21 protein-coding genes and 6 pseudogenes are annotated in these 23,989 nt (G+C 68.9%); 10 read left to right on the top strand and 17 right to left on the bottom strand.

Going from position 1 to position 23,989, the window contains the following annotated elements; genetic code table 11:
- The first annotated feature begins 50 nt into the window (after nucleotides 1-50).
- Complete coding sequence (locus ACZ607_RS13425; RefSeq protein ID WP_469734840.1) at nucleotides 51-1,442, top strand: erythromycin esterase family protein; 1,392 nt, start codon at nucleotides 51-53, stop codon at nucleotides 1,440-1,442.
- 236 nt (nucleotides 1,443-1,678) lie between these two features.
- On the opposite strand, the gene ACZ607_RS13430 is transcribed toward ACZ607_RS13425, so the two are convergent.
- Nucleotides 1,679-2,608, bottom strand: a complete 930-nt coding sequence (locus ACZ607_RS13430; RefSeq protein ID WP_469734842.1) for an AraC family transcriptional regulator — start codon at nucleotides 2,606-2,608, stop codon at nucleotides 1,679-1,681.
- A 114-nt stretch (nucleotides 2,609-2,722) separates the two neighbouring features.
- Between ACZ607_RS13430 and ACZ607_RS13435 the strand changes: the two genes are divergently transcribed.
- Complete coding sequence (locus ACZ607_RS13435) at nucleotides 2,723-3,403, top strand: NAD(P)H oxidoreductase (protein ID WP_469734844.1); 681 nt, start codon at nucleotides 2,723-2,725, stop codon at nucleotides 3,401-3,403.
- A 117-nt stretch (nucleotides 3,404-3,520) separates the two neighbouring features.
- On the opposite strand, the gene ACZ607_RS13440 is transcribed toward ACZ607_RS13435, so the two are convergent.
- The 7 genes from ACZ607_RS13440 to ACZ607_RS13470 all read right to left on the bottom strand — a co-directional run bounded on the left by ACZ607_RS13440 (nucleotide 3,521) and on the right by ACZ607_RS13470 (nucleotide 9,053).
- Nucleotides 3,521-4,216 (bottom strand): GntR family transcriptional regulator, encoded by a 696-nt coding sequence (locus ACZ607_RS13440; protein ID WP_469734846.1) that lies wholly within the window; start codon nucleotides 4,214-4,216, stop codon nucleotides 3,521-3,523.
- A gap of 126 nt (nucleotides 4,217-4,342) precedes the next feature.
- Nucleotides 4,343-5,386, bottom strand: coding sequence for an LLM class flavin-dependent oxidoreductase (locus tag ACZ607_RS13445; RefSeq protein WP_469734848.1), 1,044 nt, complete (start codon nucleotides 5,384-5,386; stop codon nucleotides 4,343-4,345).
- Entirely contained in the window at nucleotides 5,383-5,601 is a 219-nt protein-coding gene (locus ACZ607_RS13450) for a tautomerase family protein (RefSeq protein ID WP_469734850.1), read from the bottom strand. The genes ACZ607_RS13445 and ACZ607_RS13450 overlap by 4 nt, the downstream gene beginning before the upstream one ends.
- 5 nt (nucleotides 5,602-5,606) lie before the next feature.
- The gene (locus ACZ607_RS13455; protein ID WP_469734852.1) at nucleotides 5,607-7,094 is read right to left on the bottom strand and encodes an aldehyde dehydrogenase; all 1,488 of its coding nucleotides are present in this window, start codon (nucleotides 7,092-7,094) and stop codon (nucleotides 5,607-5,609) included.
- A complete protein-coding gene (locus tag ACZ607_RS13460; protein ID WP_469734853.1) occupies nucleotides 7,087-7,854 on the bottom strand; it encodes an alpha/beta fold hydrolase in 768 nt (255 codons plus the stop codon). Before ACZ607_RS13460 ends, ACZ607_RS13455 begins: the two co-directional genes overlap by 8 nt.
- Before the next feature lie 9 nt (nucleotides 7,855-7,863).
- A complete protein-coding gene (locus ACZ607_RS13465) occupies nucleotides 7,864-8,415 on the bottom strand; it encodes an amino acid synthesis family protein (RefSeq protein WP_469734855.1) in 552 nt (183 codons plus the stop codon).
- Nucleotides 8,412-9,053, bottom strand: a complete 642-nt coding sequence (locus tag ACZ607_RS13470; protein ID WP_469734856.1) for an amino acid synthesis family protein — start codon at nucleotides 9,051-9,053, stop codon at nucleotides 8,412-8,414. The genes ACZ607_RS13465 and ACZ607_RS13470 overlap by 4 nt, the downstream gene beginning before the upstream one ends.
- A gap of 204 nt (nucleotides 9,054-9,257) precedes the next feature.
- Here ACZ607_RS13470 and ACZ607_RS13475 point away from each other — a divergent pair, with 204 nt between their 5' ends.
- The gene (locus ACZ607_RS13475) at nucleotides 9,258-10,187 is read left to right on the top strand and encodes a flavin reductase (protein ID WP_469734857.1); all 930 of its coding nucleotides are present in this window, start codon (nucleotides 9,258-9,260) and stop codon (nucleotides 10,185-10,187) included.
- Between the two features lie 40 nt (nucleotides 10,188-10,227).
- Nucleotides 10,228-11,670, top strand: coding sequence for a purine-cytosine permease family protein (locus ACZ607_RS13480; RefSeq protein WP_469734858.1), 1,443 nt, complete (start codon nucleotides 10,228-10,230; stop codon nucleotides 11,668-11,670).
- A gap of 466 nt (nucleotides 11,671-12,136) precedes the next feature.
- On the opposite strand, the gene ACZ607_RS13485 is transcribed toward ACZ607_RS13480, so the two are convergent.
- The 4 genes from ACZ607_RS13485 to ACZ607_RS13500 form a co-directional block, all read right to left on the bottom strand.
- Complete coding sequence (locus ACZ607_RS13485; RefSeq protein WP_469734859.1) at nucleotides 12,137-12,811, bottom strand: nucleotidyltransferase domain-containing protein; 675 nt, start codon at nucleotides 12,809-12,811, stop codon at nucleotides 12,137-12,139.
- A gap of 166 nt (nucleotides 12,812-12,977) precedes the next feature.
- Complete coding sequence (locus ACZ607_RS13490; RefSeq protein ID WP_469734860.1) at nucleotides 12,978-14,009, bottom strand: LLM class flavin-dependent oxidoreductase; 1,032 nt, start codon at nucleotides 14,007-14,009, stop codon at nucleotides 12,978-12,980.
- A 253-nt stretch (nucleotides 14,010-14,262) separates the two neighbouring features.
- On the bottom strand, nucleotides 14,263-15,282 hold the full coding sequence (locus tag ACZ607_RS13495) for an aldo/keto reductase (RefSeq protein WP_469734861.1): 1,020 nt from the start codon (nucleotides 15,280-15,282) through the stop codon (nucleotides 14,263-14,265).
- Between the two features lie 24 nt (nucleotides 15,283-15,306).
- Nucleotides 15,307-16,179, bottom strand: a complete 873-nt coding sequence (locus ACZ607_RS13500) for a helix-turn-helix domain-containing protein (protein ID WP_469734862.1) — start codon at nucleotides 16,177-16,179, stop codon at nucleotides 15,307-15,309.
- 497 nt (nucleotides 16,180-16,676) lie between these two features.
- Here ACZ607_RS13500 and ACZ607_RS13505 point away from each other — a divergent pair, with 497 nt between their 5' ends.
- The 4 genes and pseudogenes from ACZ607_RS13505 to ACZ607_RS13520 all read left to right on the top strand — a co-directional run.
- Nucleotides 16,677-17,081: a hypothetical protein gene (locus ACZ607_RS13505; RefSeq protein WP_469734863.1), complete on the top strand. Its 405-nt coding sequence runs from the start codon at nucleotides 16,677-16,679 to the stop codon at nucleotides 17,079-17,081.
- Nucleotides 17,081-17,885: pseudogene (locus tag ACZ607_RS13510) on the top strand (aldo/keto reductase). The gene ACZ607_RS13505 and the pseudogene ACZ607_RS13510 overlap by 1 nt, the downstream one beginning before the upstream one ends.
- Before the next feature lie 34 nt (nucleotides 17,886-17,919).
- Complete coding sequence (locus ACZ607_RS13515) at nucleotides 17,920-18,291, top strand: DUF2255 family protein (RefSeq protein WP_469734864.1); 372 nt, start codon at nucleotides 17,920-17,922, stop codon at nucleotides 18,289-18,291.
- A gap of 38 nt (nucleotides 18,292-18,329) precedes the next feature.
- Nucleotides 18,330-18,899, top strand: a pseudogene (locus tag ACZ607_RS13520) (zinc-binding dehydrogenase); the annotation flags it as partial.
- A 76-nt stretch (nucleotides 18,900-18,975) separates the two neighbouring features.
- Here ACZ607_RS13520 and ACZ607_RS13525 read toward each other — a convergent pair.
- Nucleotides 18,976-19,836 (bottom strand): helix-turn-helix domain-containing protein, encoded by an 861-nt coding sequence (locus tag ACZ607_RS13525; protein ID WP_469734865.1) that lies wholly within the window; start codon nucleotides 19,834-19,836, stop codon nucleotides 18,976-18,978.
- A gap of 308 nt (nucleotides 19,837-20,144) precedes the next feature.
- Nucleotides 20,145-20,421: pseudogene (locus ACZ607_RS13530) on the bottom strand (alpha/beta hydrolase); the annotation flags it as partial.
- Nucleotides 20,422-20,423: 2 nt separating this feature from the next.
- Here ACZ607_RS13530 and ACZ607_RS13535 point away from each other — a divergent pair.
- Nucleotides 20,424-20,654, top strand: a pseudogene (locus tag ACZ607_RS13535) (VOC family protein); the annotation flags it as partial.
- Between the two features lie 32 nt (nucleotides 20,655-20,686).
- On the opposite strand, the pseudogene ACZ607_RS13540 reads toward ACZ607_RS13535, so the two are convergent.
- Nucleotides 20,687-20,857: pseudogene (locus tag ACZ607_RS13540) on the bottom strand (hypothetical protein); the annotation flags it as partial.
- A 788-nt stretch (nucleotides 20,858-21,645) separates the two neighbouring features.
- Between ACZ607_RS13540 and ACZ607_RS13545 the strand changes: the two are divergent.
- Nucleotides 21,646-22,992 carry a VanZ family protein gene (locus ACZ607_RS13545; RefSeq protein ID WP_469734866.1) on the top strand — a complete coding sequence of 449 codons (1,347 nt, stop codon included), beginning with the start codon at nucleotides 21,646-21,648 and terminating at the stop codon, nucleotides 22,990-22,992.
- A 104-nt stretch (nucleotides 22,993-23,096) separates the two neighbouring features.
- Here ACZ607_RS13545 and ACZ607_RS13550 read toward each other — a convergent pair whose 3' ends face one another.
- Together ACZ607_RS13550 and ACZ607_RS13555 are read right to left on the bottom strand one after the other, a co-directional pair.
- Nucleotides 23,097-23,630 carry a GNAT family N-acetyltransferase gene (locus tag ACZ607_RS13550; protein WP_469734867.1) on the bottom strand — a complete coding sequence of 178 codons (534 nt, stop codon included), beginning with the start codon at nucleotides 23,628-23,630 and terminating at the stop codon, nucleotides 23,097-23,099.
- Between the two features lie 76 nt (nucleotides 23,631-23,706).
- Nucleotides 23,707-23,871 (bottom strand): annotated as a pseudogene (locus tag ACZ607_RS13555) (IS5/IS1182 family transposase); the annotation flags it as partial.
- Nucleotides 23,872-23,989 lie beyond the last annotated feature (118 nt).

Below are 23,989 nucleotides of genomic sequence, written 5' to 3' on the forward strand. Positions count from 1 at the left end.
TGCAGGGAACCGGCTGTCCGGGGGCCTGCGTCTGTCGGCAGCCTTGATCCATGTCCGTACCGCACAGAACACATCGATCACCTCGGTTACTGCTGCTCCCGCTCCTGCTGGCACTGACGCTCGGCGCCGGGACACCGGCGGTCGCCGCACGGCCGGCTCACACGAACCCGACGTCCACCGCAGATCCGGCGCGCGAACTGGCCCGTGTGGCACAGCCGTTGCGTTCCACGGTGCCCGGGACCCACGACGACGATCTCCGGCCGCTCGGCCGGATGGTCGGCTCGGCGAAGATCGTCGGGCTGGGCGAGGCGACGCACAGCTCCCGGCAGTTCTTCACGATGAAGCACCGCGTCTTCCGCTATCTGGTCGAGGAGAAGGGGTTCACCACCTTCGCACTGGAGGCGCCCTGGTCCACCGGCCTCGTTCTCAACGCGTACGTGGTGCACGGGAAGGGCGACCCGGAAGAGATCATGCGGGAGGAGTTCCAGAGCTCGTACCGGCTCTGGAACAACCGTGAGTACCTCGCCCTGCTGAAGTGGATGCGCGCCCACAACGTCCGCCACCCCGACCGGCCCGTGCAGTTCATGGGCGAGGACAACGGCTACGCGGGGCCGCAGCTCTTCGACGAGGTCACGGACTACGTATCCGCACACCACCCGGAACTGCTGCCGGAGTTCCGCCGCCTCTACGGCGGATTCCGGCCGACGGGGAGCGTGGAGGACACCGTGAACGGCAATCTGGCCAAGCCCCTCGCCGAGCGCGAACGGACGGCCACCTCCGTACGGCGTGCCTACGAACTGCTCCGGGCTCAGGGCCCGGACGGGGACCGGAAGGCGTACGAGTGGGTTCTCCAGCACGCCAGGGCCATCTCCCAGACCGCCACCCTCTACGCGTACTACGACTTCTCCGACCCCGAGAAGATCGCTCAGGCCATGCTCCACCGCGATCAGGTCATGGCCGAGAACACCGTGTGGTGGCAGCGGCACACCGGCCACCGGATGCTGCTGTCGGCGCACAACGGCCATGTCTCCTACGAGTCCGACAACCCTGAGCAGTACCCGAAGACCCAGGGGGAGTTCATCCGCCGGCGGGTCGGCACCGAGTACATGAACATCGGTTACACGTTCGGTCAGGGCTCGTTCAACGCGATGGACCTGACAGACCCGGCGGAGCCCTACCGCCGATTCTCCGTGGACCCGCTGGGCGCGGGCAGCAACGAGGAGGTGCTGGAGCGGGTCTCGCGCCGGGACTACTACCTCGATCTACGGACCGCCCCCGCCCCGACGCGCGCCTGGCTGGCAGAGAAGCGGCCGACCCGCTCGATCGGGAACTCCTGGCCGGAGGACCCGTATCAGACGTCGCTCGGGCAGCACTTCGACGTGCTGGTGCATCTCCATGACGTGACGGCTGCGCATCTGATGCGTACGGGGCAGGAGCCCTAGCCCCGGGACGTGGACAGCGGGCGGCGCCGACGTGGGCATCTGCGCGATCGATGCCCACGCCGGCGCCGCTGCCCCGCCGCCCGTGATGGCGGCGGTCCGTCGAAGCGGACCGTTCCGAGGCCGGCCGGACGCGAGGATCCGTTGAGCAACGGCCCTGACGATGATGAGGGCGTTTCGCCATGGGTCACGGGCCCGGCTCGATGCCGAGCCGCCGCCGCCCGGCCGCGTGCTGTGACTCACGCCGCCGTGGCGCGGAACGTGCTGGGGCTGAGGCCCCTGTGGCGTTTGAAGGCGGTGCTGAAGCCGAAGGCGTCGGCGTAGCCGATGGTCCTGGCGATCTGGGCGATGCTGAGGTCGGTGTCCGCGAGGAGTGCCTCGGCGTCGTCCATGCGGCACTCGGTGAGGTAGGCGAGGGGCGGACGGCCCATCAGCTCGGTGAAGCGCCGCGCGAACAGCGCGCGGGAGACGCCGGATTGAGCGGCCAGCGACGCCACCGTCCAGCTCTCGGCGGGCCGCCCGTGGAAGGCGTGCAGGGCGGGGGAGAGGACCGGGTCGGCGAGGCCTCGGTACCAGCTGGGCGCGTCGGCGCCCGCCCGGTCGAACCAGGTGCGCAGTGTGCAGACCAGAGCCCAGTCGAGGAGCCGGTCCATCAGCGCCTGCGAGCCGGCGGAGAGCCGGGCGGCGTCGGCGGCGGAGTTCTCCAGCCAGGCGCAGACCTCGGCGTCCTCGGCGACGACCAGGACGGGCGGCAGGGCGCGCAGGAGCCGTTCGTGGCGGTGCCCCGAGGCCCGGTAGGCGCCCACGATCAGCGCGGTCGCTTCCTCCGGGCCGGCGCCCCAGTGGATCCCGTCGAGTTCCTCGCCGGCGCACGCGGGGTCCGCGGTGAAGCAGTTGATCTCGTACGCGCTGTGGGGGCGGTGGACGGTGGCAGGCTCGTCGGCGAGGCGGAACCGCGCGGGGCCCTGGACGATGGCCGTGTCGCCCGCGCCGATCGCCCGCTCGGTGCCGTCGGCCAGCAGCAGCGTGCCCCCGCCGCGCAGCACGCTGACCATGGTGAGCGGAGCGGCGTCGGCGAAGGTGATACTCCAGGGCGCCGTCAGGACGGCATGGCTGACGACCGAGCCCTCGGCCCGGATGCCGCTCAGCAGTGAACTCAGAGGATCCACAGGGCAATCGTAGTAGACGATCTCCTATGCCCTGGAGAGTTTCTCCCATGGATCATCTACGGGGGCCGCGGCTGTAATGGACGCACCGCACAGAACGAGCCCTCGGGAGACACCGTGCCGCAGCACAGCAGTGACACCAGGACCGCCCTCGTGGTCGTCGCGCACCACCGCAGCGATTCCCTCACCGCCCACACCGCACGCCGGGCGGCGGCCCAGCTCGAGGCCGCCGGATACCGCATCGACCTGCTCGACCTGCACGGCGAGGGGTTCGACCCCCGGATGACCGTGGAGGACCAGCCGGAATGGGGCAACCGGGAGAAGCCGTACTCGGACGAGACGCACGCCCACATGGCGCGGATCCTCGCCGCCGACGTCGTCGTCGCCGTCTTCCCGGTGTACTGGCAGAGCGTGCCCGCCGTCCTCAAGGGGTGGATCGACCGCGTGTGGAACTACGGTTTCGCCTACGGCCGCAGCAAGCCCCGCCTGGCGGGCAAGCGCGTGCTGTGGCTGGGCCTGGCGGGCGCCACCGCCGACGACCCCGTCGCGGACTCGATGCAGTCCGTCCTGGAGGCCAGCCTCAGCGACGGCATCGCCTACTACTGCGGCTTCTCCCGCTCCACCGTAGGCCTGCTCCTGAACGCGGAGGAGCGACCGCAGCTCATCGACCCCGAGGGCAACCTGCTGGTCGGCGAAGCGGTCACCGGCGCGGAGTGGGAGGCGCAGTACACCGACTTCGACCGTCGGGCCCGGAAGTTCGTGGAGGAGTTCCTCGCGGACGGACTCGTCGCGGCCTGACGGCCGCCGGGACCCGCGGGGCATCGAAGGCCAGGTGGAGGCCCGGCCGTGGAACACGCCGGGCCGCCCGCGGTCAGCCCTGCCCGGCGACGAGCGGTGACGGGTCGCCGTGACGAGTCAGTCGCGGTGGGTGCCGTCCTCCATCCGGGCCATGAGCGCTTGATGGCTGCGCCGGACGTGCTCCCGCATGACGCGCTCCGCCCCGTCCCCGTCCTTGGCGAGGATCAGGTCGAGTACGCGATGGTGCTCGTGATCGGACTCGCTGAGGCGGCCGGGCTGCGACAGGGACGTGCGGACGAGCCGGGAGTAGGCGAGCTGGTTCATCAGGGTGCGGTAATGGGCCTCGAGCTTGGAATTGTCGGCCCCGACCATGATCAGCTCGTGGAAGTCGTGCACCAGCTTCTCGTACTGCTCGGAGTCACCGGCGCGCACCGCCTCGTCGGCGGCGCTCATGTTGGCGGCCAGCCGCTCCACCTCGGGCACGTTGCCGCGGAAGGCGAGGAGGCGGGCCGCCGCGCCTTCGAGGAGTTCCTTCATCTGGAAGAGTTCGGTGATCTCACGGCGCGAGGGCACGGCGACGAACGTGCCGACCCGCGGGCGCACCTCCACCAGGCCCTCGATCTGGAGCTGCTTGAGGGCCTCACGGATGGGGGTGCGGCTGACGCCGAAGGTCTGCGACAGCGTCATCTCGGAGAGGCTGGAGCGCGGCGGCAGCTCCCCACTGATGATCATCCGGCGCAGCTCTTCGGCGACCTTCGCCTGCATGCTGGTCTGCTGCAGCGGCCTGCGCGCGGGTCGATTGGGCTCTTGCATGGCACGTGAACCTAGTCTGCCGGGTCGGGTGGCGTCAATTGACGGAGAATGCGAAGGGCTGCCATGCAAGCGGCCCGGACGATGCCCGTGCGGGGCCCTCGTGGGAGGGCCCCTGGAGAAGGCCTCCTACCGGAAGGCCGGCACGACCTCCTTGACGAACAGCTGCAGCGACTCGCGCTTCTCCTCGTGGGACAGCGTGTTGTCGATCCAGAAGCTGTATTCGTCGACGCCCAGTTCCTCGTAGCCGCGCAGCCGCTCGGTGATCTCGGCCGGCGTGCCGATCATCGCGGTCTCGCGCAGGGCCTCCGGCGCGAACTCGGGGCGCTCGGCGAACTTCTCCTGCGGGCTGGGATCGAGGAAGCCGTTGACAGGGGTCTTCCTGTTACCGAACCAGGCGTCGAAGGTGCGGTAGAACCGGTTGATGCCCTCGGCCGCAGGCCGCCAGCCCTCCGGGTCCTCGGGGGAGTGCACGTGGGTGTGGCGCAGCACCATGATGTCGGGGCGCTCCACCTCGGGGTGAGCGGCCACGGCGGTGTCGAACTTGCCCTTGAGCGCCGCGACTTCCTCGTCCCCCTTCATCAGCGGGGTCACCATGACGTTGCAGCCCTGGGAGACCGCGAAGTCGTGCGAGGCGGGGTCTCGGGCGGCGATCCACATCGGCGGTGTGGGCTGCTGGACCGGCTTCGGCACGCTGGTCGACGTCGGGAACTTCCAGATCTCGCCGTCGTGGGCGTAGTCGCCCTGCCACAACGCCCGTACAGCGGGGACGAGCTCGCGCAGGTGCTTGCCGCCGTCGGCCGCGGCAAGCCCGTCCGCGAGACGGTCGAACTCGATCTGATAAGCGCCGCGAGCGAGCCCGACCTCAGCCCGGCCGTTACTGATCACATCGAGCAGCGCGGTCTCCCCTGCGGCCCGGATCGGGTGCCAGAACGGGGCGATGATCGTACCCGCGCCGAGCCGGATCGTGTCGGTCCTCGCCGCCAGATGCGCCAGGATCGGTATCGGGCTGGGCGAGATGGTGTACTCCATGGCGTGGTGCTCACCGACCCACACCGTACTGAACCCGCCGGCCTCGGCGATCTGCGTCAGCTCGGTGAGGTTCTCGAAGAGTTCGCGGTGGGAGGTGTCCTCGTCCCAGCGCTCCATGTGCACGAACAGCGAAAACCTCATGACAGCTCCTTCTCTGCGGTGGGGGTGGCGCGTGTCTCGGCGATCGTGATGTCGCCGGTGGCCCAGTGCGTGGCGGGGACCTCGTGGACGACGACCCGGATGTACTCCGGCCGGGTGTCCACCGAGCGCAGCACGGCCGCGTGGACCTCGTGCTGAAGGGCCCGGATCTGATCGGGCGTACGGCCCTCGGCGAGCGTGATGGTGACCTGGGGCATGCCGCTCAGCTCCGCATCGTGAACGGATCGGCGACGGGCTCCTCGCTCGTGTTGATCCATACGCTCTTGAGCCGGGTGTACTCCTTGATGGTCTCGGTGCCGTGCTCGACGCCGACACCGCTGGCCTTGAAGCCCTGGCGCGGGGACATCGGCGACATGGCCCGGTAGGTGTTGACCCAGACGGTCCCCGCGTCGAGCCGCCCGGCCACCCGGTGCGCGCGCGACAGACTGGTGGTCCAGATCCCGGCGGCGAGACCGTAGTCGGTGTCATTGGCGAGGCGTACGACCTCGTCCTCGGTGTCGAACGGCATGATCGCCACGACCGGGCCGAAGATCTCCTCGCGTACGACACGCATGCGGTTGTCGACATCGACCAGGACGGTCGGCTCGTAGTAGAACCCGCCCGTGCCGCCGTCGGTGGGCGCGCCACCGGTCAGTACCCGGGCGCCCTCCTCGCGTCCGAGGTCGACGTACGCGGCGACCTTGTCGCGCTGCGCCTCGAAGGCGAGCGGGCCGAGCTCGGTGGCTTCGTCCAGGGGGTCGCCGATCCGGATGGACTTGGCGCGCTCGCAGACGCGGTCCAGGAGTTCGTCGTGGACGGAGCGGTGGGCGAAGACGCGGCTGCCGGCGATGCAGGTCTGACCCGCCGCGGCGAAGACACCGGCGATCACACCCATGGCGGCGTTCGCCACGTCCGCGTCCTCGAAGACGATCTGCGGTGACTTGCCGCCGAGTTCGAGGGTGGAGCCGATGAAGCGGCCCGCCGCCGCCGCGGCGATCCGTGATCCGGTGGCCGTGGAGCCCGTGAAGGAGATCTTGGCGAGGCCCTCGTGGTCGACGAGGGCCTGGCCGGCCTCGGCCCCGTACCCCGTGACGACATTGACGACGCCCGGCGGGAAGCCCGCCTCCAGGGCGAGTTCGGCAAGACGCAGGCCGCTGGCCGAGGTGTACTCGGAGGGCTTGACGACGACCGTGTTGCCCGCGCACAAGGCGGGGGCCAGCTTGCTGGTGGTGAGGGTCAGCGGCGAGTTCCAGGGGGTGATCGCGCCGACGACGCCGAGGGGTTCGCGCGCCGTGTAGTTCAGGACGGCGCGGTCGGAGGTGGGGATGGTCTCCCCGTGGATCTTGTCGGCGAGTCCCGCGTAGTAGTGGAAGTACTCCGGCAGCGCCGCGAGTTGGCCGCGCATCTCGCGCAGCAGCTTGCCGTTGTCCCGCGACTCCATGAGGGCGAGTTCCTCGGCGTTCTCGGCGATCAGCTCGCCGAGACGGCGCAGGAGGTGCCCTCGGCCGGTCTGGCTCAGGTCGCGCCAGCTCGGATCGTCGAAGGCCTCGCGCGCGGCGGTGACGGCCTTGTCGACGTCGGCCGCCGTGCCACGGGCAGCGCGGTAGAGGGTGTGGCGGGTGGCGGGGTCGGTGCTCTCGAAGTACTCGCCCGCGGTCGGTTCGACCCACCTGCCGCCGATGAAGTGCTTCCAGGTCGTGAGCTCAGACATGTGCGGTGTCTCCATGTGCGCTCTCGTTGGTGAGCTGTGCGCTCTCTGCGATGAACGTGGTGAGGATCCCGGCGAACACCTTCGGGCGTTCGACGGGCAGCATGTGCCGCGCCCCGGGCACGATCACGGCCCGGCACGAGGGCAGCGCCTCGGCCAGCCGGTGTGTCATCCCGGGAGTGGATCCGGGGTCGTCCTCCCCGGTCACGGCGAGCGCGGGCGTGGTGATGTCACCGAGCCGGGGGCCGAGCTCGGCGTCCGCGTACGCGAACACCCGGTAACAGCCGAGGAAGGAGCCGACGTCGTTGGCGCTCAACGTGGTGCGCGTCCGCTCGATCACCTCGTGCGGCACGTCGGTGCCCGCGTACCAGCGATCGAGGGACGCGGCGGCGCTCGCCGCGAAGTCGCTCTCGGCATTGCGCAGCCGGGCCTGGACGGCCGCCCGCTCCGTGCGGGTGCGGCGGCAGACGGAGCTCACCGAGGTGAGTGTCCGCGTCAGCTCCGGCCGGTGCAGGGCGATGTGCTGGGCGACCAGCGCGCCGAGCGAGAAGCCGACCACATGCGAGCCGGCCGGAATGTGCCCGGAGACTCCGTCGGCGAGCTCCGCGAGGGTGACGTCGCCGCGAACCGGCGGGCGGGCGCCGTGACCGGGCAGGTCCAGCGCGACGACCGTGAACCGGTCGGCCAGCACTGCGGTGACGGGTTCCCACATGGTGCGGTCGAGACCGACACCGTGCAGGAGGACGAGGGGCGGCTTGTCCATGACGAAGGCCTACTGCTCGGTGGCGAGCGGGGCGAGGCGGGCCTGTGGGCGCCCCTGGGCCGCGGCGGCGAGACCGACGACGATCTCGTCCGCGCGGGGACCGTCCGGGACGCGTACCTCGATGCTCTGGTGGTGCGAGCGGATGGTGGCGTCGGTGATGTGCTTGAGCGGGATGTCGAAGACGCCCCCTGCGACCGCACGCTTCTCCACCGCCGGAAGGAGCGTGGTGGCGTTCGCCGCCTTGCGGAAGTGGTCGCCGAACTTCAGCGTGTGGATCAGGGCACTGCCGTGCTCCACCTCGCCGTCCAGGCCGACGATCGCGGCCTTCCCGTACGCCTCGACGGACGCGCCGAGCGCCTCCACGACGCGCGGTGCGAGCAACTCGCCGAGCTGTGGAGCCACTTCGTCGATGCGGGGAAGCAGGTCGTCGACGAAGCCCTGTCCCGCCCACGGGTTCTCGATCACGGCGAGTACCACGGCGGTGCGCGCGACCGAGTCGACGGGACGGCCGCCCTCGGCGTGGATGTCTTCGACGTAGGTAAGGATCTTGCGGACGTTCATCGAGCGGTCTCCAAGTCGGCGAGCCGGACCACGGGGTCCTGGCGGCGGTCTCCGATACGGGCGTTGGGGCGCGGCCCCGAAGCGGCTGCGGCGATCACGACGATCTCGTCGGGGCGCGGTGCGTCCGGCACCCGGATCTGCACGGTCTGGTAGTGGGAGCGGGTGGCGGCTGCGGTCTTGTGCCACACGGGGACGGTCAGCGGTTCACCCGCCGCGAGCCGGTCGTCGCTGAACACGATGATCGAGGTGCCCTCGGTCAGCTCCCGCAGCACATTGCCGAAGTACGGGGTGTGGATCAGCGCCCCACCGTGCTCGATCTCCCCGTCGAGCCCGACGACGGCCGCCTTCCCGAAAGCCTCGACACGGTCCACCCCGCCCAGCATCTCGATCAGCCGGTCGGTGAGGAGCCGCCCGATCCCGGGCGCGATGCTCTCCACTTCGGGCTGCAGGTCGGCGACGAGGCCGCGGCCTGCCCAGGGGTTCTCGATCACGGCGGCTGCGGCGACACGTCGTACGGGAGTGGCGACCGGCCGCCCGAGTTCCTGAAGGACTTCGTCGACCACGGTAACGACCTTGCGCAGTCTGCCTCTTGTGGGCGTGACCCACAGCTGTTGGCCTGCTGATTGTTGCTGTGCCATGGCAGCGAGGCTACGAGTCGCCCCCGGTGCCGTCAAGGGTCGGCAGCGAGCAATAGCCGCTGACCTAGGCATTCACAGAGAGTCAGCCGGAAAGGATGCGAATGCTGCTCGAACCATTGACAGGGGAGAGGGCGCGTTCCTACGGTCCTCTGCCATACAACAGATCTGCCATACAAGGGTCATCGAGGGAGCGTCATGTCATCCATGCTCGAACAAACCATTGACTCCACGGACCGCCCCGCCCGGCTGCGGGCGGCCTGGGACGCGGCCTGGAACCGGGGCGACGTCGACGCCCTGGACACCGTGTTGAGCCCCGGATACGTACGTCGCCGAGGCCCGGCCGGCACCGCCCAGGACCGCACCGGATTCAAGGAGAGCATCAGCGCCGTGCGCGCCGCGTTCCCCGATCTGCACACCGAGATCGAGGACCTGGTCGAGGACGGGGACCGACTGGCCGTCCGCTGGCGCAGCACAGGCAGGCACACCGACACGTTCCTCGGTGTGCCGGCGACCGGGCGGCCCGTCGAAGTGTCGGGTGCCACCTTCGCGCGCTTCGACGGCGACACCGTCACCGAGGAATCGGTGACCTTCGACTCCCGGCAGCTTCTCGAAGCACTCGGCATCATCACGACGGCGCACGAGGCCGCCGTCGACGCCGACCTGGTCAAGGGGGTGCACCGAAAGTTCATCACCGGTGTCACCGTGGTGACCACCGACGACGGCGGGACCCCCAAGGGCCTCGCGGTGAACGCCTTCTCCAGCATCTCGCTGGACCCGCCGATGGTCCTGGTGTGTGTCCAGCGCAGCTCGTCCACGCACCCCGCGCTGCACCGCGCGACCCACATAGGCATCAACATCCTCGCCGCCGATCAGCTCGACGTGGCGAAGGTGTTCGCCGCCAAGGGCACCGACAAGTTCGCCGCCCTCGACTGGGCGCCCGGCGAGCACGGCGCTCCACTGCTCGACGGCTCGGCCGCCCAGCTCGAGGTCGAGATCGGCGAGCGCCTGGAAGCCGGCAGTCACACCGTGTTCACCGGCCGTGTGGTGTCCGCCCGCCACGACGACCGCGCCCCGCTCGTCTACAGCGGTGGCGGCTTCTTCGACATCTCCCAGACGGCGCCCCTCCCGTGGTGACTCGCATCCGCCCCCGCACCCACGTTCTCCGGAGCACGCCATGACACATGACTCCCAGGGCCCATCCGTCTACGGAAGCGCCGTCACCAAGGTCGAGCCGTTCGGCGTCGATCACATCCCCGACAGCGAGCGGCACGGCAAACCGAGCTCGCAGTTCTTCGTGTGGTTCGCCGCGGGGCTCAACTTCCCGGTCATCCTGCTCGGCTTCAGCGCCACGTGGTTCGGGCTCAGCTTCGCCACCGCCGTCGGCGCGATCGTCGTCGGCGCGGGTGCCGGCGCCGTCCTGATGGCCGTCATGTCACGCATGGGCGTCCGCCTCGGAGTGCCGCAGCAGATCCAGGCCAGAGGACCCCTGGGATTCTTCGGCAACTTCCTGCCCGTCGCGTACATCAACGTGTTCTCCGGCGTCGGCTGGGCGGCCGTCACGGTCATCCTCGGAGGTAAGGCCTTCGCGGAGCTGAGCCACCTGCCGTACTGGCTCTGCGCCCTGCTGCTCACCGTGGTCGAGCTCGTCGTGGCCGTCTTCGGCTACAACATGATCAACTTCCTTCAGCGGGCGCTGACCTACGTCCTCACCCCGCTGTTCGTCCTGATCACCGTCGTGGCGGTGGCCCGCGGCGGCAGCCTCTTCGAGGCCAACCCCCAGGCGGACGGATATGTCGGCGCGGCCGGCGGCTCGATCACCCTGGGCGGCTGGTTCCTGGCGTTCCTCGTGGCCTGGGCACCCTTCGCCTCCGACTACTCGCGCTATCTGCCGGACACCGCGACGGTCGTCCGGCAGACCACCTGGTACACCGGCCTCGGCAACTTCCTCACCATCTGCTGGCTCGGCATCCTGGGCGTCGTGGTCGGCGCATCCGCCTCCAGCACGGACACGATCACCGCCCTGCACCAGCTGATGGGACCGTTCGCCGTCCCCGCCCTGGTCGCCGTGGGCCTCTCCGCCCTGGCCCAGAACTTCCTCAACGTCTACGGCGGCGCGATCTCCGTACAGACCCTCAAGATCCCCGTCACCCGTACCCAGGCGGTGGCCGCGATCTGCGCCCTGGCCTACGGGATCAGTCTGTGGGGCGCCTCGGGCACGGAGGACAAGTTCAAGGTCTTCCTCAACCTCACCGCGTACTTCATCGCCCCGTTCGCCGCCGTGCTCCTGATCGACTTCTACCTGGGCGGGCGCAGCGATCCCCGCAGGATCGCCGAGCTCTACGACCGCTCCAGGATCGTCGACTGGGGCCTGGTGGCCTGGGCGGCCGGTGTCGCGGCATCCGTCCCCTTCTGGCAGTCCAGCCTCTACAAGGGCGCCTTCGCCTCGGCCCACCCGGGAGCCGGCGACCTCAGCATGCTCGTCGCGGCAGCGGTCGCGACCGTCGTGTACCTGCTCACCTACCGACTGAAGCCGCTGTGGCGGCTGGCAGGCGCCGGACAGGCCTCCGCGCCCGAGGAACGGGACGACCGCGCGGTCGATATGGCAGGGCGCGCCTGAAGGTACTGGCGCGCGGCCCCTGTGAAGTGACGGCGGTCGGATCGACATTCGCAGGTCAAGGTGTAGGCGCGGACCGACTCGAGGGGCTCTGCGGAGGTCGCGGCGGCCGCGCATGGACGGGGTCCTGGCCGTGGTGGAGATCGAGGGCGTTCTCCGTGGTTCTGCTTGACCGCCGACGCGTGGTCGGCGGTACGCGAGAAGCAGCGGCCGGCGCGGGCGGAGTACCACGCGGCGGTCCATCGCGACGTGGGGTTGCCGGCGGGCCGCCCTGGCCGGTGGCAGTTCCCGCCGGCTCAGTCCTCCTGAACCAGAGCGGTGTGCCCAGGCATGGGGCGTCGTCAGCAGTCGGAGACCGAAGCCGACTCGCTCACCGCCGGAGATTCTTCGGTTCGTCCGGTGCCTTCCAGCAGTGAACGCCTGCTGTCCGTTCTCGTGGAGAAGACCAGAGGTGTCGCCGGGGAATGCCTTAGCGCCGGTTCTCGTCCCGGTGTCGTGGCGGCTTCAGTTCAGAAATCCAGGGATGTCCGGGGTGTACGCGGTCGAGTAGCTCGGTCAGGGCCCCGCGCTGAGTCGGAGTCATGTGCGGGACGGTCGTGGAGAGGTCTGTCCGATCCTTACGGCGGGCGTGTTTGGCCTTGAACAGCAGGACCAGTTCGGGTGCCAGGTAGGGGATGCCGTCCTGGGTGTGGTGGATGATGTCGCTGTACGGAAGCCGGATCCGCTCATCGCGTCGGCAGATCCAGGTGTCGCCGTCGTGCGGTTCGCGGAACACGTCGAGCATGTAGTGTCCGGTGGCCGGATCGCGGAGCCAGGTCTGATGTACGGCGGCCAGCACCTCCGGGGTGGCGTCCTGCCAGATCCGGCCGCTGCCTGCCGCGTCGAAGACGTATCCGGGGAAGCGGTCGCGGATCTCGGGAAAGCTCGCGGCCGGAATCGCGATCTCGATGTCTCCATGAGCGCGCGTCTGCCTGCCACGGAACAGGTCCAGCGCCCAGCCTGCGGCCACGTACCAGGGCGTGCCGATCCCGGCCAGCCGCTGGGCGACCTCAGCCGGGGTCCAGCAGGACGACCACCTGGCGGGGAGGGCCGCGATCTCGTCGGGTGACAGCTCGGCGCCGCCGCTGGGCAGTTGCTCGCTCACCACAGGAATCTATCAACGGCTCGAAGGCGGGCTCCTGGGCTGCGGCCGACGAACGGCACCAGCGGGACGTGGAGCCGTACGCCGGACGACCACACGAGCTCACCAGCCGCTTTGCCTGTCCGGTGAGCTGGTGACCGTTGAGTACGCGAGCTCGTTCACGTCCTCGTCAGGTGGTGGGCCGCCAGCCCAGTGCCGGGGCCAGTTTCGTCGCGATGTCGGTGAGTATCTGCTCGTAGTCCGCGTGTTCGAAGGTGAAGGGAAGCGCGAACGCGACCTCGTCCACCTCACGGAAGGCTGCGTGTGCCTGCAGCCGCTCGGCGATCATCTCCGAAGTGCCGACCAGGTCAGGGGCGTACATCATGCGCGCCGGGCCTTGGGGTGCCGTTGTGCGGGGCAGCCGTTCGGCGGCGTACCGTTCGTACGTGGCTCGCTGCCCGGGGGACGCCGAGTCGGTGGGGATGACGACCAGTCCCTGGGAGACACGGGCAGTGTCCCCGTCGCTGTGGGCCGCGCGGAAGGCGCGGATGTGCGAGAGCTGGATCGCGGCGAAGTCGGCGGGACCATCCTGGGGGTCCTCGGCCTTGACGACGCTGCTGGTCAGCAAGTTCATCCCGTGCTCGCCCGCCCACCGGGCCGATCGCAGGCTGCCGCCGCCGTACCACATGCGCCGGGCCAGTCCGGGGGAGTGCGGCTGCACCCGGTCGGAGAAGACTTCGAAGCCCTCCTTGTCGCTGGAGACGGCGGCGGATTCGCCCCGTACGAGCTCCAGCAGCCGCTCCACCCGCCGGTACCCGAAGTCCTCGGCGTCGGCGGTGTCCGGGTACAACGCGTCCTTGACCCGGTCGTAGAACATCGGAGGGCCGACGCTGATACCCGGATTGAGCCGGCCGCCGGACAGGACATCAACCGTGGCCAGGTCCTCGGCGAGCCGCAGCGGATTCTCCCATCCGAGCGGGGTGACCGCCGTGCCGAGCTCGATGCGCTGGGTGCGCTGTGTGGCAGCGGCCAGGACCGCGATGGGCGAGGAGATGCCGTACTGCAGATGGCGATGGCGGACCCAGGCGCTGTCGAAGCCCAACCGCTCGCCCAGCTCGATCAGTTGGAGCGTGGACTCGTGGCCCGCGCCCGGATCGGCCTCGTCGAAGAGCCCGATGGTCAGGAACCCCAGCTTGCGCAGCGGTCGTGAGGGGAGTGGCACCCGGTCCTCCAACGTTGAATCACTCAGCTCCATGCGCTGGCCAACAGATTGGCGGCCCGCGGTGTTCCCGCCTGACTGATCGTGTCCGGCGGGAACACCGCGCCGTGCTCGTCCGCCGCCGGCCGGGCGTGCCGGTCACGTATCGGCAGGAACCGGGGCCCCCGTCTCCACGCCCGCCCCGCCATCGCCTTCACTTCCTGACCCACCGCCCGGGGCGTCGAGGGGGACATGGGTGCCCGCCGGCCCGGCCGGTTCAGCGTCGGCGCTGGTCCGCCCGGAGTTCGTGATCGCCGTAGCTGTTGTCGACGGGATTGACGGTGACGCCGGGGGCGACGATGTCGTCGATGGCGTCCAGGACCTCCGCGGGCAGGGTGATGTCGGCGGCGGGCAGGAACGCTTCGAGTTGCTGCATGGTGCGCGGGCCGATGATCGCCGAGGTCACGCCCGGGTGGTTGATGACGAACGCGACGGCGAGTTCGATCAGGGCGAGGTCCGCCTTCTCCGCCAGGAGCGCGAGCCGTTCGACGGCGTCGAGCTTGCGCTGGTTGGCGGGGGTGTCCATGTCGAACCGGGCCTGCGGGCGGGCTGCGGAGGCGGGGCCCTCGGTGGCGTTCTTGCGGTAGCGGCCCGACAGCCAGCCGCCGGACAGCGGGCTGTAGGTGAGGGTGCCCATGCCGTGGCGGCGCACGGTGGGCAGCACGTCCTCCTCGATGCCGCGGACCAGGATCGAGTACGGCGGCTGCTCGGTGACGAACCGCTCCAGGTTCCGTTCCCGCGCGGTCCACTGGGCCTCGACGATCTGGGAGCCGGAGTAGGACGAGGAACCGATGTACCGGACCTTGCCCTGGTGCACGAGGTCGGACAGGGCGCCGAGGGTTTCGGCGATGTCCGTGTCGGGGCTCGGGCGATGGACCTGGTACAGGTCGATGTGGTCGGTGCCGAGGCGGCGCAGGGAGTTCTCGACCTCGCGGATGATCCAGCGCCGCGAGCCGCCCCGCTGGTTGGGGTCGTCCGGGTCCATCGGCATGAAGAACTTCGTCGCCAGGAACACGTCCTCACGACGGCCCTTCAACGCCTTGCCGACGATCTCCTCGGAGACGCCGGCGGAGTACACGTCGGCGGTGTCGACGAAGTTGATCCCGGCGTCGAGGGCGCGGTGGATGATGCGGATCGAGTCGGCCTCGTCCTCGTTGCCCCAAGGACCGAACATCATCGCGCCCAGGCAGAGCGGGCTCACGTGGACACCGGTGCGGCCGAGCGGTCGGTACTGCATGAAAAGTGTTCTCCTCGTGTGGGATCAGTCGTTCCCGCCGGGGACGACCGTGCCGGTGGTCGTCCAGCTGGCGAGCAGGTCCAGGGCCCCTCGCTCCGGAGAGTCCGGTTCGGGGGTGTAGAAGTTCAGACGCAGCCCCGGGTCGGAGGGCAGATCCATCGCTTCGTAAGGCAGGGCGAGATCGCCGACCAGCGGGTGGTGGAACCTCTTCACACCGGAGCGGTGGAACTTCACGTCGTGGCGGGCCCACCGTTGAGCGAAGTCCTCGCTACGGGTCGTCAGCTCGCCGATCAGGTCGGTCAGCGCCCGATCGTGCGGTGCCCGCCCGGTTTCGGTGCGCAGGAAGGCCACCGCGTCGTCGGCGCCCTTGTCCCAGTCGACCCAGAAGTCCTGGGCCGCGGGGTCCAGGAACAGGAAGCGGGCGCTGTTGACGGGCCCGCGCTGGGCGAACAGCGGCGAGTCGAACAGCGGCGCGTACAAGGCTCGGCCCAGCGCGTTGGCGGCCACGACATCGAAGCGGGCGTTGCGCACGAATGCCGGTACGCCCGTCATCGAGTCGAGCAGCCGCAGCACGGTGGGCCGTACCCGGGAGGTGGTCGCAACGCGCCGACGGCCGGCGGGGGTGGAGGCGCGGGCCAGGTCGTAGAGGTGGGTGCGTTCGGCCTCGTTGAGCTGGAGGGCGTGGGCGAGGGCTTCGAGGACCGAGTCGGAGGCGCCGGAGAGATTGCCGCGCTCGAGACGGACGTAGTAGTCGACGCTCATGCCGGCGAGCAGGGCGACCTCCTCACGGCGCAGACCGGCGACCCTCCGGTTGCCGCCGTAGACCGGCAGGTTGGCCTGTTCGGGGGTGATCCGGGCCCGCCGCGTACTGAGGAACTCGCGGACCTCGGTTGCCACGCCCCTCCTGTCACCGGCGGCCACGATCGGCCTCCGCGTTCGTGTGCCGCGAGGATCCCGGGCGCCGTCGCGGGTGGCAGCGGGCGGCTTCGGCAGGGGGCAGGGGCACGAGCGGTCTCCTTCGGGTCGGCGTGGATCTGTGCCGCTTCTCCACGGTAGGCCGGTGAGCACACGCCTGCGAGGTACTGCCAGTACCTGGAAGAGCAGTGACTCCCACCCGGGCCGCCGCGCGCGGTTCCCTGGAGAGGACCGCGGCCCCGTTCCGCCGGAAAGGCGGCCTGACCTCGGGCCGCCAGAGACATGCGTGAGGGCGAGGTGCCCGACGGCCACCGGGTCATGGGCGTGCGCGGTGTGCCCCGGGTGCCCCGGGATGCCGGCGCGGCCGTGGACCGGCAGTCTGTGATCAGGGTGGCGGGCCACCTTCGCCCACGCGTACGGCAGCTCGTCCGCTGCTCCTGCACCGACGGGAACCGTGCTGACGAGGGGCTGGTGACCACATGACCGCCACCACCCAGCGCGGCCGCACGTCCACGGCCACGCAGCCGGGTGCCCCCACGGGCCACCACGCCACCCTCATCCCGCTGGCCGGCCTGGCGTTCCTGCCGATGACGCTGGTCAACGTCGTCTTCGCCATCCAGGGGAGGGCCGGGCTGCTCAGCACCGTGCACCGGATCGGCAGTGCGATGGCCCTGAGCATCCTGACCGCTGAGGCCGCCACCGTGGCCACCGGCCACACACCCGCCGACAGCGCGGCCCGCTCCGGCACTGCCCTGACCGGCTCCGCCGTCCTGCTCGCCCTCGGCCTCGCCACCGCCCTGACCCTGATCGTGCCCGCACGGGCCACCCGTCCCGCACGGGCCACCCGTCCCGCACGGGCCTCCCGTAACGAAAGGACCCTGTGATGCAGACCCTCACCCTCAACAACGGCGTCGAGATGCCCGCACTGGGACTCGGTGTCTTCCAGACCCCGCCCGAGGAGACGAAGGCCGCCGTCCGGGACGCCCTCGACCTCGGTTACCGGCACATCGATACCGCCGCCGCCTACGGCAACGAACGCGAGGTCGGCGAGGCACTGCGCGAGTCCGCCGTCCCCCGCGACGACATCTTCGTCGAGACGAAGGTCTGGATCAGCGACTACGGCTCCCCTCCCCTCGGACTTCGAGAAGACGCTGGCCGCCTACCGGGCCCTGAAAAAGCTCCTGGCCGACGGGAAGGTCCGCGCCATCGGCGTGAGCAACTTCATGGTCGACCACCTCAGGACGCTGCTGGACGCCACCACCGTCGTCCCGGCCGTCAACCAGCTGGAGATCCACCCCTACTTCCAGCAGCGCGACGTCCTCGACTTCGACGACGCGCACGGCATCCTCAACCAGGCGTGGTCCCCGATCGGCGGGATCACCTTCTACCCGGGCTACGGCGAGGACCGCACAAGCGTCCTGGAGGACCCGGCCGTCACCCGGATCGCCGAGACCCACGGCAAGAGCCCCGCCCAGGTACTGCTGCGGTGGGGTATCCAGCAGGGCCGCTCGGTCATCCCGAAGTCCACCAAGCGCCACCGCATCGCCGAGAACATCGACGTCTTCGACTTCACCCTCACCCCTGGCGAGATGGAGGCCCTCGACGCCTTGGAGACCGGCCGCCGAGGCGGGCCCGACCCACAGGCCGTCACCCTCGCGGACTTCGGCCGCCCCATCCCCGAAGCCTGACCCCGCCCCAACCCGCCTACGGAAGGTGACCCCAATGCCCGGCTGGAACGACACCGACCTCAACGAGATCAGCGCGGCGGAAGAACTCGACCTGGAATCGGAGCGCGGCGACGGCACCCTGCGCGCTCCCGTCACCATGTGGGTCGTCAGGGCCGGCGACCGGTTGTACGTCCGCTCCGTCAAGGGCACGGACGGGCCCTGGTACCGGGGCACCCGCACCCGCCACCAAGGACGCGTCTCGGCCGGAGGCGTGCGGGCCGACGTCACCTTCCACGACGCCGACCCCGGCGTCTACCCGGACGTGGACGCCGCCTACCGCACCAAGTACGGCCGCTACCCGAGCATCGTCGAGCACGTGCTGACCGACCGGGCCCGCGCCTCCACCCTGCGCCTCGAACCCCGCTGACCACCCGCTCCGGCACCCGCCGGGGCGCCCCGCTTCCCGGCTACCACGCCGCCCGCACCGCCGGCGTCCGGCGCGGCGACACGGTCACCGTCGTCGGCGACGGCGCGGTGGGCCTGGCCGGGGTGATCTCCGCGAAGCTCCTGGGCGCGGAACAGATCATCCTCATGGGCCGCCACCGTGCGCGCACCGATCTGGGCCGCGATTTCGGTGCCACCGACGTGGTCGCCGAGCACGGGGAGGAAGGCGTGGCCCGCGTACGGGAGCTGACCGGCGGCGAAGGCACCCGCCGGGTCCTGGAGTGCGTCGGGCTCAAGGACGCGCTCGTACAGTCCTTCGGCGTGGTCCGGACCGGCGGCACGATCAGCCGCGTCGGCGCCCCGCACTACACGGAGGTGCCCTTCGGCTTTCCCGACTTCATGCGCAACATCACCCTCACCGGCGGCGTGGCCCCGGCCCGCGCCTCCATCGAGGAACTGATGCCGCACATCCTGGACGGTTCCATCGGGCCCGGCCGGGTCTTCGACCGCTCGATCGGCCTGGAAGAGGTCGCCGACGGCTACCGGGCAATGAACGACCGGCAGGCGCTCAAGGTGCTGGTACGGCCGTAACGCTGCACGTACGAGCCCGCCGCCCCGGCCGACGGTGGCTCCCGTCGCGCGGGCGCGGTGTACCAGCAGTGGGCGGTCAGTCGGCCGGGCCGGCGGCGGGCTGCCGGGCGGCTGCCCAGGAGGCCAGGATGCGCAGCCCGTCGTGGGTGGGAGAGCCGACCTCGGCCGTCCACACCACCAACTGCTGGTCCGGGTCCGTGCTGGCACTCAGGGTGTCCCAGTCCAGCGACAGTTCCCCCGCGACGGGATGCCGCAGCACCTTTGTGCCCACGCTGAGGGTCGCCACGTGGTGGGCGGCCCACCAGGTGCGGAAGTCGGCGTCCTGCACGGACAGCTCCCCGACGAGCGCGGTCAGGCGCGGATCGTCCGGATACTTCGCCGCCTCCATCCTCAATTGCGCGACCGCGGTACGCGCGACGCTCTTCCAGTCCGCGTACAGGCGGCGCATCATCGGATCGGTGAAAAGAATCCGCACGTAATTGCGGTGCTTTTCCGGCACCGTCCCGAAATCCTTGATCAGGGCCGCCGCCAAGGGATTCCACGCGATGACGTCCATGCGGCGCCCCATCACGATCGCCGGGGTGGAGGCGAGATCGTCCAAGACCCTGCGCAGCTGCGGCTGGACCTTCTGCACCGTGCGGCGGCGCGGCCGGGCGGTCTCCTTCCCCGCCAGGCCGAACAGGTAACGGCGCTGGTCCTCATCCAGGTGCAGCACCTCGGCCAGCGTCTCCAGCACCGGCGCGGAGGCGGGCAGGCGGCCCTGCTCCAGGCGCGTGTAGTAGTCGGTGGAGATCGTCGCCAACTGCGCGACCTCCTCGCGCCGCAGCCCGGCCACCCGGCGCGGGCCCGCACTGTCGGGAAGGCCGACGGCACGCGGAGTCAGCTCGGCCCGGCGCGCCTTCAGGAAATCTCCCAGCTCGTTGCGGTTGGTGCTCATGAACCCACTCTCTCACCCGGAACCGCGCGGGTACGAGGGAAGGTTTCTTCCCAGGATGACCCCCACCCCGGAAGAAGATCTCCTCCGGGCGGAGCGCTGGGCGGGTGCACACCTGTCGCCGTGGGAATGCGCACCACGAAACGACGCTCCGAATTCCGGCGCACCGAAGAGCAGAGAACACACAGCCGTGCGGGATGCACCGCAGACGATTCCCGACGCTCCTGCGGTCCGCGCGCCGAAGGGGTCACGGCCGCGGAATCGGACATCGGGAGGAGTGCCAAGCGCCGCCGACCCACTCGAACAACAGCTCATCCCTTGATGAACTCGATGATCTGCGGGGCGATCTTTCTCGGGGCCATGACGACGGCGCCGTGGTTGAGTCCGGGCAGAGCGCGTTGGTCGGGCCTGCGGCAGGATCTGGGTGACGGCGAGGGTTGCGAGCTGGAACGCGGCCGCACTCTTGCCACCGGTCAGCACTCGGGTGGGTTCGGCCACCCCTTTCCACTCCTCGGCATCGAGCGGCTTGCCTTGCTGGGTATCGCCCATGACCGCGATGTCATAGGGCAGAGTGCTGGCCAGCTTGGTGCGACACCGACCTCGGGCTGGTGGCCAAGGCCAACCCGGGGACTGGGGCGACACCGCGGATCCTGCTCAGCATCGGTGTCGAGGACGTCGACGAGACGCTCGGCCGGGTGGAGGCGCTGGGCGGCTCGGTCCGCAGCGGCCCCAACGACATGCCGTGGGGACAGCGCGTCGCCCACATCCAGGACCCAGACGGCAACCCGGTGAACCTCACCCAGCCGATCCCGGTCCGGTGACGCTGTTCCACGGTGCTTGCCCTGGTCGTGGGCTACCTGCGGTATAGGTCAATTGCCAGCAGTGGCTCGATGTTCGTCAGGATGAGCAGCGCGCGAAACATGTGGGTGGCGCGGGCGGGGTCGGTACGGAGCTTGGTGAGGATCCACCAGTTCTTCAGGTGGGCAAAGCCGCGCTCGACGGGGACGCGTGCGGCGGCCAGGACCCGGTTGGCCTCCTCCCAGCCCTACTTGGCCGACCGCTGGAACGAGGGCTGCACGAACGCGTGGAAGTCGGGGGAGGAAAACGCTCCTTTCGGCTACAAGGGCAGCTACCGGTGCGTTCGTGCCTACCTGCGCGACAAGCGCACCTCACCAGGGCCGGTGAACGGGGGGGCATGGAACCAGCACCGCCCTCACTGCCCCCGACGGCACCGTTCTTGCCCCCACCAGCCAGCTCTCTGCCACCCACGCCGACAGCCGCCCCGCGTCACCCACACCACCCGCATCCACTCCACCGGTCCCCAAACCCAACACCACCTCGACACCCTCATCCGCCCGTCGGCCCCGCCGCGATCTGACCCGATGCCAAGCAGCCAGCTTGTGCCAACTCGGTCTCAAACGGCTCCGGAACGATGTATTCACGGTGATACAGGTCCGCTGACCGGCATCCTGATGCCATGCCCCTCAACGGACCTACCAACTCGCAGAAGCACCAGGGCGGGCGCCACCTCGTGCTGGCGGAAGCCTTGTTGCGGGGGATTCCCTCACGGCCGCGCGGAGCGGCCACTTACGTCGATGTGGCCCCTACCAGGCACAAGTGTTGGTCGCCCCCAGGGGGCCTGAATGACCGCCAAAATAGATGCCACCACCGCTCCCACCTGCGAGCGGGCGATGCGGTCGGCACGATGCAGGTAACGGGGCAGCAGACCTTCCAGACACCACCGAATACTGGCTGTTGATTGCCCACAGGGATGTTTTACAGATCTCCGTTTTCTATTCTTCCGAGGTTCACGTGATTAGCGCCATCCTTCGAGGGAACCCATGGTTGGTTCCCGCCTTTCTGGTCTCCAGCGCTATTTTGGGCGTATTGATGTTGTTCGTTGCGCGCAAACGCGGTTTGTCGAGACCGCCGGCAGTGCTGCTCGGCGTGGCTACGGCTGGTGAGCTAGTGGCGACGCTCTATCCGAGCCACGCGTCGGCAACCGCGTCAGGTACGTGCTGGGTAAACCGCGATCCCATCACCCCCCTGTTGACCCAGCAGGGCTTGATGAACGTCGCCATGTACATTCCGCTCGCATTTTTGGCTGTCGCAGTGTTCCGGCGGCCAGCAGTTCTGACCCCGTGTTGCATCCTGCTTTCTGCGGGAACCGAGCTCACGCAAGCCCTCGTACCGCACGTGGGACGCTCATGTACGTCCGAAGATCTTGTAGCCAACAGCATGGGTTCCCTGCTGGGTGCGGCAGCAGCCGTCTTCATGAGCCGCAGAAAGGAAGTAAAAGGCGGTACGGAACCGAAGGCCCTGAACAAGCTAGATTTTTCCCGTGCCGCAAATATCCTCCTCGGTGGGATGATTCTGGTCCTTGCGATCGGGTCTATGAGCGTCACTCCGGTACTCACCGAAGTAGCCGAACTGACACGGGCAGGCTCCACCCAGGAGGACCAAGCCAAGAAGATAGTAAAAGAGATTTATGGGGATCAGGCGCAGATCTCCAGCATTCAGTACATGAAGGGAGAGGGTGGGCAGGACGATCAGATTCTTGTCACCCTCGAAGACGGATTCATGAACTTTACGACCAACGAAAACTTCATTACCGGATCCACCTTTTCTAAAACACTTCCGGGGGTACGGAATCGCCAGATTGCAACAGATGATGAAGCAACTCGACAAGCTGTGTCATTTGTGCAGTCAAGGTTTCCCTGGGCGCTCGAATCAAGCAGTCCCATGGTTGACCCTACGGCCGTGGGGACTGGGCAGAAGACCGTTAGATGGCGCCAGCGAGTGGACGGCGTCCTCATGCCGATGAGAATGGACGTTGTCGTCGAACCGAACGGCCGTATCTCTGCCTTCACGGGTCGCAAAGAAAAAGGGCCGAGCATACCTCCAGCTCACAAGATCACCGCAGCCCAGGCGCAGAAGATCGCTGAGGGCAGTGTCCCCAACGGTGAGTATGATAGCTCGGAAATGCTAGTACAAAAGAATGCGCAGGGGGAATGGGAAACTCGGTGGGCGGTCAATTTCGCACTTCCTCCAGTGGAGGGGAGTGGGGAAGAGGTGCCTGTGCAGCAAATTGCCTATGTCGTGATTCATGCGGAAACGGGGAAACTGATAGAAGTGAACTACGGTGACAAGGTAACCTGAAGACCCCAGCCCGGCATCAGAATGAGTGATCCCTTTCCATCCTGCGGTGGGTACACGTGAAGATGTTGATCGCTTCGCGTGCTCGGACGACGGAGTGAAGCCGATCATGGCTGGATTTCTCGTTGCTCGGGCGGGCCGGTCCGGGCCATGCGGAGGTTCGGCAGCTTGTCGCGCCACAGGTGCCGCTCGCCGGTGTCTTCGAATCCGTAGTGCTGGTAGAAGTTGATGGCCCGCTCGTTGTAGGCAGTAACCCACAAGCGGATGGGTGCGTCGTTGGCCCAGGTGAGGAATGCCGTCATCAAGTTGCGTCCGATGCTTCGGCCTTGCGCCTGGGGCATCAGGTACATCGGTCCGAGACTGACCGCTTCGTCGCGGCGCCCACACAGGAAGCCGATGATCTCGTCCCCCTGGCGCACGACACGGCAGAAGAGATGTGCGGGCCGGCGCTCAACCTCCTCGATGAACTCCCGCCACTGGGCGATGCCCTCGTTGGTGACCACGTCGCCGCGCTGCGCCCGGATCCATGCCTCGTCGATCCCTGCGTCCTGGTTGGGGTAGGTCAGTAGCCAGGCCGCCAGGAGGGTGTGGGCAAGGCCTGGGGCGTCCTCCACTCGGGGGGTGTCGATCACGAAGTCCACCTGGGCATTGTTCAGCGTGGTCCTTCGGGTTGTCTTGCGATATTCGTCGTCCCACACGCTTGCGGGGCCACCCGCTTCAGGCTGGGTCGAGATGAAGGGTGAGGGCTGCCTGCACGAGGTGGTTGATGCGGGTGGTGCTGCAGCGAAGTTTGCGGAGGAGGCGCCAGATCTTCAGGGTGGCCATGGCTTACTCGCCGACGGCGCGGATGCTGGCGTGGGCGACGTTAACGGCCTGCAAGCCGGGTGCAGGTGTCACCGCAGTGCAAGTGGGCGAGGACCAGCAGGGCCTGACGTGGCGCGGGGCAGGCGCCGCCAGCGGGTGCCCAGCCGACGCCGGTGCTCGGCGAGCAGCCGGGTCA

The sequence above is a fragment of the Streptomyces sp. NPDC104381 genome, assembly GCF_055583745.1.